This is a genomic window from Micromonospora sp. DT4, from assembly GCF_049841675.1.
Classification (GTDB): Bacteria; Actinomycetota; Actinomycetes; order Mycobacteriales; family Micromonosporaceae; genus Micromonospora.
In genome coordinates, this window is sequence record NZ_JBNCKT010000202.1 from 1 (window position 1) to 5009 (window position 5009).

General features: G+C 66.3%; 5 protein-coding genes. 4 read left to right on the forward strand and 1 reads right to left on the reverse strand.

The genetic code is table 11. The annotated features are described in order from the left end of the window. From ACLQ24_RS28505 to ACLQ24_RS28520, 4 genes are all read left to right on the forward strand, one after another. On the forward strand, positions 1-1700 hold a 1700-nt coding region (locus ACLQ24_RS28505; RefSeq protein ID WP_425894828.1), incomplete at its 5' end, for a hypothetical protein. Positions 1701-2099: 399 nt separating this feature from the next. Continuing rightward, positions 2100-2435: a DUF499 domain-containing protein gene (locus ACLQ24_RS28510; RefSeq protein WP_425894831.1), complete on the forward strand. Its 336-nt coding sequence runs from the start codon at positions 2100-2102 to the stop codon at positions 2433-2435. A 402-nt stretch (positions 2436-2837) separates the two neighbouring features. Beyond that, entirely contained in the window at positions 2838-2963 is a 126-nt protein-coding gene (locus tag ACLQ24_RS28515; RefSeq protein WP_425894829.1) for a hypothetical protein, read from the forward strand. 97 nt (positions 2964-3060) lie between these two features. Continuing rightward, positions 3061-4191: a hypothetical protein gene (locus tag ACLQ24_RS28520; RefSeq protein WP_425894830.1), complete on the forward strand. Its 1131-nt coding sequence runs from the start codon at positions 3061-3063 to the stop codon at positions 4189-4191. A 53-nt stretch (positions 4192-4244) separates the two neighbouring features. On the opposite strand, the gene ACLQ24_RS28525 is transcribed toward ACLQ24_RS28520, so the two are convergent. Further along, positions 4245-4910: a hypothetical protein gene (locus tag ACLQ24_RS28525; protein WP_425894832.1), complete on the reverse strand. Its 666-nt coding sequence runs from the start codon at positions 4908-4910 to the stop codon at positions 4245-4247. Between the last annotated feature and the right edge of the window lie 99 nt (positions 4911-5009).

Genomic DNA, 5009 nt, shown 5'->3' on the forward strand with positions numbered 1-5009 from the left:
AAGATCATGCCAGCCACAGCCACCACAGTAGACCGCAGCCCCGCTCAGCCGATCAACTCAAGCTGAATACGTACATCCAATCCGTCAACTACGGCGACAAGGTGTACGGCGACCTGTTCGAGGATCGCCAAGCCCTAGGCTTCGTCAGGCTGTCGCGGGCGATTAACGAATGTTCTCAAATCTGTCTCGACGCTGGCCTGAGCACCGACTATGTGCGCGCGCTGGCCGGTTTCGCCACTGCCGCCATGATGCGGAAGTTGCGTCGGTCCTCCAGGGGCGCCCGCCTGCAGAAGGCCGGCGGATGCCAGATCGGTGACTTGTTCGTCAACCAGTCTGCAGTCTCGTTCTCCTATGACTGGTTCGAGGGTGGACTCTCCGACGGACCCGGCTCCTGGCACTCGCTGGCGTCGCAGACCCTTACCGCGATGCGGAACATCCTGCTTCGCGCCGGTAGCGTCCCGGCCACCATCGAACGCGGTGACGCTACCGGGGTGCGCTTTCGCACCGCTTCCATGGACGCTGTCGTGACGGACCCGCCTTACGACGACATGATCGACTACAGCGACTCCAGCGACATGTTCTACGTGTGGGCGAAACGTGCCATGCAGGTCGCCGATCCATCCGTGGCGATCACTGCTCACCCGGACGGGGTCCAGGAGAAGGGTTCGGAGGTCATCGTCAAGCGCGGTGGCGGTCCGGCGAACGATCACCGCACCACCGATCACTACGATCGGATGATCGCCCAAGCATTCTCCGAAGCCCGCAGGGTCGTCGCTCATGACGGCGTCGTCACTATCGTCTTCGGGCACGGGGACCCGGAGGTTTGGCATCGCCTGTTACAAGCCATCACCGCCGCCGACCTGGTGATGTCTGCTTCGTGGCCCGCGAAGACGGAAGCCGGCGGTGCGGCTGCCGGGTCGGCGAACATCGTCACCACCTTGACGATGGCCTGCCGCCCAGCAATGCCGAACCGCAAGGACGGTCGGGCCGCAGCCGTCGAGATGCAAATCCGCGAGGAAATCGCCCGTCGAGTCCGCGACTGGGAGCGTGCGGGCCTCGCGCCGACAGACATGCTCATGGCCTCGGCGGGACCAGCCATGGAAATCGTCGGCCGTTACACCCGCATCCTCGACAGCCGCGCTGAGCCTGTCGAGATCGACCGATATCTGGTCCTTGCCCGTCGGGCTGTTCAGGACGCGATGGCGGTGGACGTCGACCGGCATCCGCTACAGGCCTTCGACCCGCGCACCCGGTTCGCGCTGTGGTGGGTCCGGCTGTTCGGCCGTCAACTGGTCGCTAAGTCTGAGCTGCGCTGGCAGGTCCTAGCCGCAGACCTGGACATGAGTGACGTCAAGGACCTCGTACCCAGCGCGAGCGACGGTTGCCAGTTCGTCGCGTCGGCGCGTTTCAAGGCGACCATCACCAGCGATTCCCCAGTCATCGATGTCGTGTTGGCGATGGGCAGGGCGCAACGCGATGGCCTCGGCGCCGTCGGTGAGGTCCTGTCCTCGTCCGGCCGTGACAGCGAGGACCCATACCTATGGGCAGCGATGAAATTCCTGGCAGACCGGCTGCCCGAGCGCGACGCCGACGCGATCGGATGGACCCGGATCCTGCGCAACCAGTCGGGCATCTTCAGCGCGGCGAAGTCCGCCAACACGACGCAGGCGGCACAGGACGCTCAGCAACCACTATTCTGACCGAACTCACGGAGGCCGCCGAGGCGATCGGGGCGTCCGCGAGGCTGCATCCGCGCGAGGTGAGGGGACGACGATGAGCGGCGCCAGGATGACCCCGTGGTGGGACGCGATCCGCATCCGACCGGAGGTCATCAACGCCGCTGGGCAGATCGACGACGTGCAGATGTCGCTGTTCAACGCCGTCTACGCGACAGGCACGTTGCGGCCGGCCTACGCCGACGCCACCTACTACGCAGAGATCACCTATCCCACAGATCTGCTCGTCGGCCTGCTCGCCGAGATCTCCGTCCGTCTCGGCGGCGGCAGTGACTACACCAAGGCCCGGGCGCTCACACGTCTGGACCAAGGCATGGGCGGCGGTAAGTCCCACGCCTGCATCGGCTGCTGGAGCGCAACGGCCTGCCGGCGACCGCGACCGCGAACGCCGACTTCGCGGACATCCTCCGCCGACGCTTGTTCGACCAGGCGCCGCCGGAGGAAATCGTCGTCGCGGCTGCCCACGCGTTCGACGGCATCCACACCGACAAACCGTGGACCAAGAACGTCTGGGACAACATCCCTGGGACGTGGCGTAGCGACTTCCTTCGCGAGGTACGCCGCACGTACCCCTTCCACCCCATGCTGATGCATCTGGCCGAGCACGAGTGGGCCACCGTGACCGGCTTCCAGAAGGTCAGATCCACCATCCGCATCTTCGCCGCGTCGGTCTATGCGCTGCAGCAGCGCGGCAAGTAGGGAGACTGGGCTCCGCCGCTCATCGGTCCCGGCGACCTTCCGCTGTCGAACAACAACGTACGCGAGGCGATCCTCGGCTCCGGCCTCGTCGGTGACCAACGCACAGTCGCGAACTTCCGTGCGCTGGCCGAGAACGAGATCGTCAATCAGAACGACGACGGCGGCGCCGCCCGCAGGCTCGACCTGCAACGCGAACCCGTCCCATGGTCGGCCACCAACCCCCGAGCTGCGGAACGGGGCGCGACCTTCATCTTCCTCACCAGCATCGTCGGCTCCCGCCCAGGCGGACGGCGCGGCGCCTCAGCCCCAGAGGTCAAGGCAGCCCTCGCCGCCCCGGACTCCGACTTCACGCTCACTGACGCCGACGGCGTCGTCGCCGACCTGGTCAATCAGGACAAGGGCATGAGCGCAGTCGAAGCGATCGCCGGGCAGGGCAACAACAAGCCGGCGCGGTACTACCTGTCGACCAAGCTGACCTACCGCACGCTGGTCAACTCGCTGCGCAAAACCGTCACCGACGACGAGTGATCACGTCATCGTCGAGTTCGCGCAGCGACTGGCCAACACAGGCCCATTCAAGGTCAAACGGTTTATCACCGCCGACCTCGCTCGGACTCCGACCGAGGTGCTAGCAACCGCCGGGCTCGACGACGCCCGCACCACCCGGCTGTTCATCCTCGATCCGGCCCAATTCTCCCTGCGCAACGGGATCGAGCAGCAGACCATCCAGGCCCTCAAGGTCGCCGTCGGCCTCGGAGAAGGCACCGCACGATTGCCTGTCGAGTGGGCCTCCTCCGCAGTGTTCGCCGTCGCCAACACCCAACGCCGAGCCCGGGCGAGGGCCCTCGCGGTGGAGTACCTGGCCCGCCATCGGGCGCTCTCGGCGCCCGAGGTGCAAGCCGACGCCGATCTCACCACCATGGGGAACAAGGAACTGACGGCCGCGAAACTCGAGCTGGAGAAAGCGGTCAAACGCGCATACCAGCATGTGGCCTATCTGGCGCAACCCAATCCAGACGCGGACCGCGCGCTCGACCAGGTCACCTTCGAGGACGAGAACCAGAGCGCCCTGGACGGCACCCAGGTATGGAAGGCGCTCGCCGACAAGGAGAAAGTCTTCGACGCCGGACAGTTCACCGCTCGGGTGCTGCTCTATCACCTGCGCGATCAGGACTATGGACGACCCTTGTCTGAGATCCGCGACGCGTTCTGGAACACCCCCCGTCTCCCGTTGCTGTACACCGGTGAGGCGGACCTGCAAGAGGCGATCTACAGCGCAGTCGCGTCGGACGAACTCGCGATCGTGGACGGCTCGTCCCAGCCAGTCGCGGTCACCGACTCAAGCCAGGTCAATCTCGCCTCGGTCGGGCTGCGCCTCGCGCGCCCGCTCACTTGTGAGGACCCTGGAGCCGACGAGCCCACCGCTGACACGCCGAAGCCGCAACCCGGCGGCACGAGCGGCGCTGGCTCGACAGGTTCCGAAGCACCGGGAGGTACCAGCGGCACGGGAGAATCCACCGACCACACGCCCGCTGAAAAGTTCGTCACCTTCCCGCTAGTCGGTAACCTCTTCCAGCAACCGCACAAGAGCGAAGGGATGGCCCAGGTTTTCCGGACTCTCTACTCAATGCTGGATGAAGGCACTATCTCGTACTTGCAGGGCACCCTGCAGCTCGTCGTGGATGCCTCGGCAGCGGACAAGCTGGCCGAACAGGTACGCGCGCTCGGCCTCGGTGTAACGGTGAGGGATCAATAGCCTGCACACGTAATAGATTCGCAGGCAACGCCGCGACCCGCCGTGAGCTGTTCCTAAGCAACGAGCAGGAGCGCCGCGATGGCACCAGCCATCAGGTAGGGGCCGAAGGCGATGCTGTTACCTCGCCGAACCAAGCCGATGAGCGCGGTGGGCGCTGCGAGCAGGTATGGCAGGACTGCGCCAAGGAGTACTGCATCCCAGCCGAGTGTGCCGAGGGCGGTGCCGAGTAGGGCGGCGAAGCGTACGTCGCCGAGTCCCATGCCGCTGCCGGCGAGGAGGGCGAGCAGTAGGTATCCGCCGCCGAGCGCCGCGCCGGCAGCGGCAGCGGCAGCGGCAGCGGCAGCGGCAGCGGCAGCGGCAGCGGCAGCGGCAGCGGCAGCGGCAGCGGCAGCGATGATGAGCCGCCGCCCGTCAGCGGTCATGGCCGCCTCGGCAGCGAGGATGGCGAAGACCGTTGCCGCCGCGACGGCGATGACCAGAGTGGGCAGACGGCGCACGGCGATGTCGACGGCCGCGAGCAGCGCCCCGCTGTAGAGGACGACCAACCACACTGCCAAGGTCGCGAGGCCGGATAGCTCGGCGGATCGTAGGCGCAGGCCGATACCGATCGAAGCGACCGCGAGGCTGACGCTGCCGAGCAGCCAACCGGGCACAGCCACGCACCGACAGGTGGCAAGCCGTTGCCGACGTGCCGAAAGCGCGTCCTCTGCCGCTCCCATGGTGCTGCCAGACGGGCTGGTAGGGCCTTCCCCCTTGATCTTGGACACTTGAACCTTGGATCGCGAGGTCCGGGTAGATCAGGAGTCCTGGAGCAGCAT

What these genes read in the sequence shown, in the direction of transcription:
- ACLQ24_RS28515 (WP_425894829.1), top strand. Translation starts at nt 2,838, where the DNA reads ATGAGCGCAGTCGAAGCGATCGCCGGGCAGGGCAACAACAAGCCGGCG.
- ACLQ24_RS28525 (WP_425894832.1), bottom strand. Translation starts at nt 4,910, where the DNA reads ATGGGAGCGGCAGAGGACGCGCTTTCGGCACGTCGGCAACGGCTTGCC.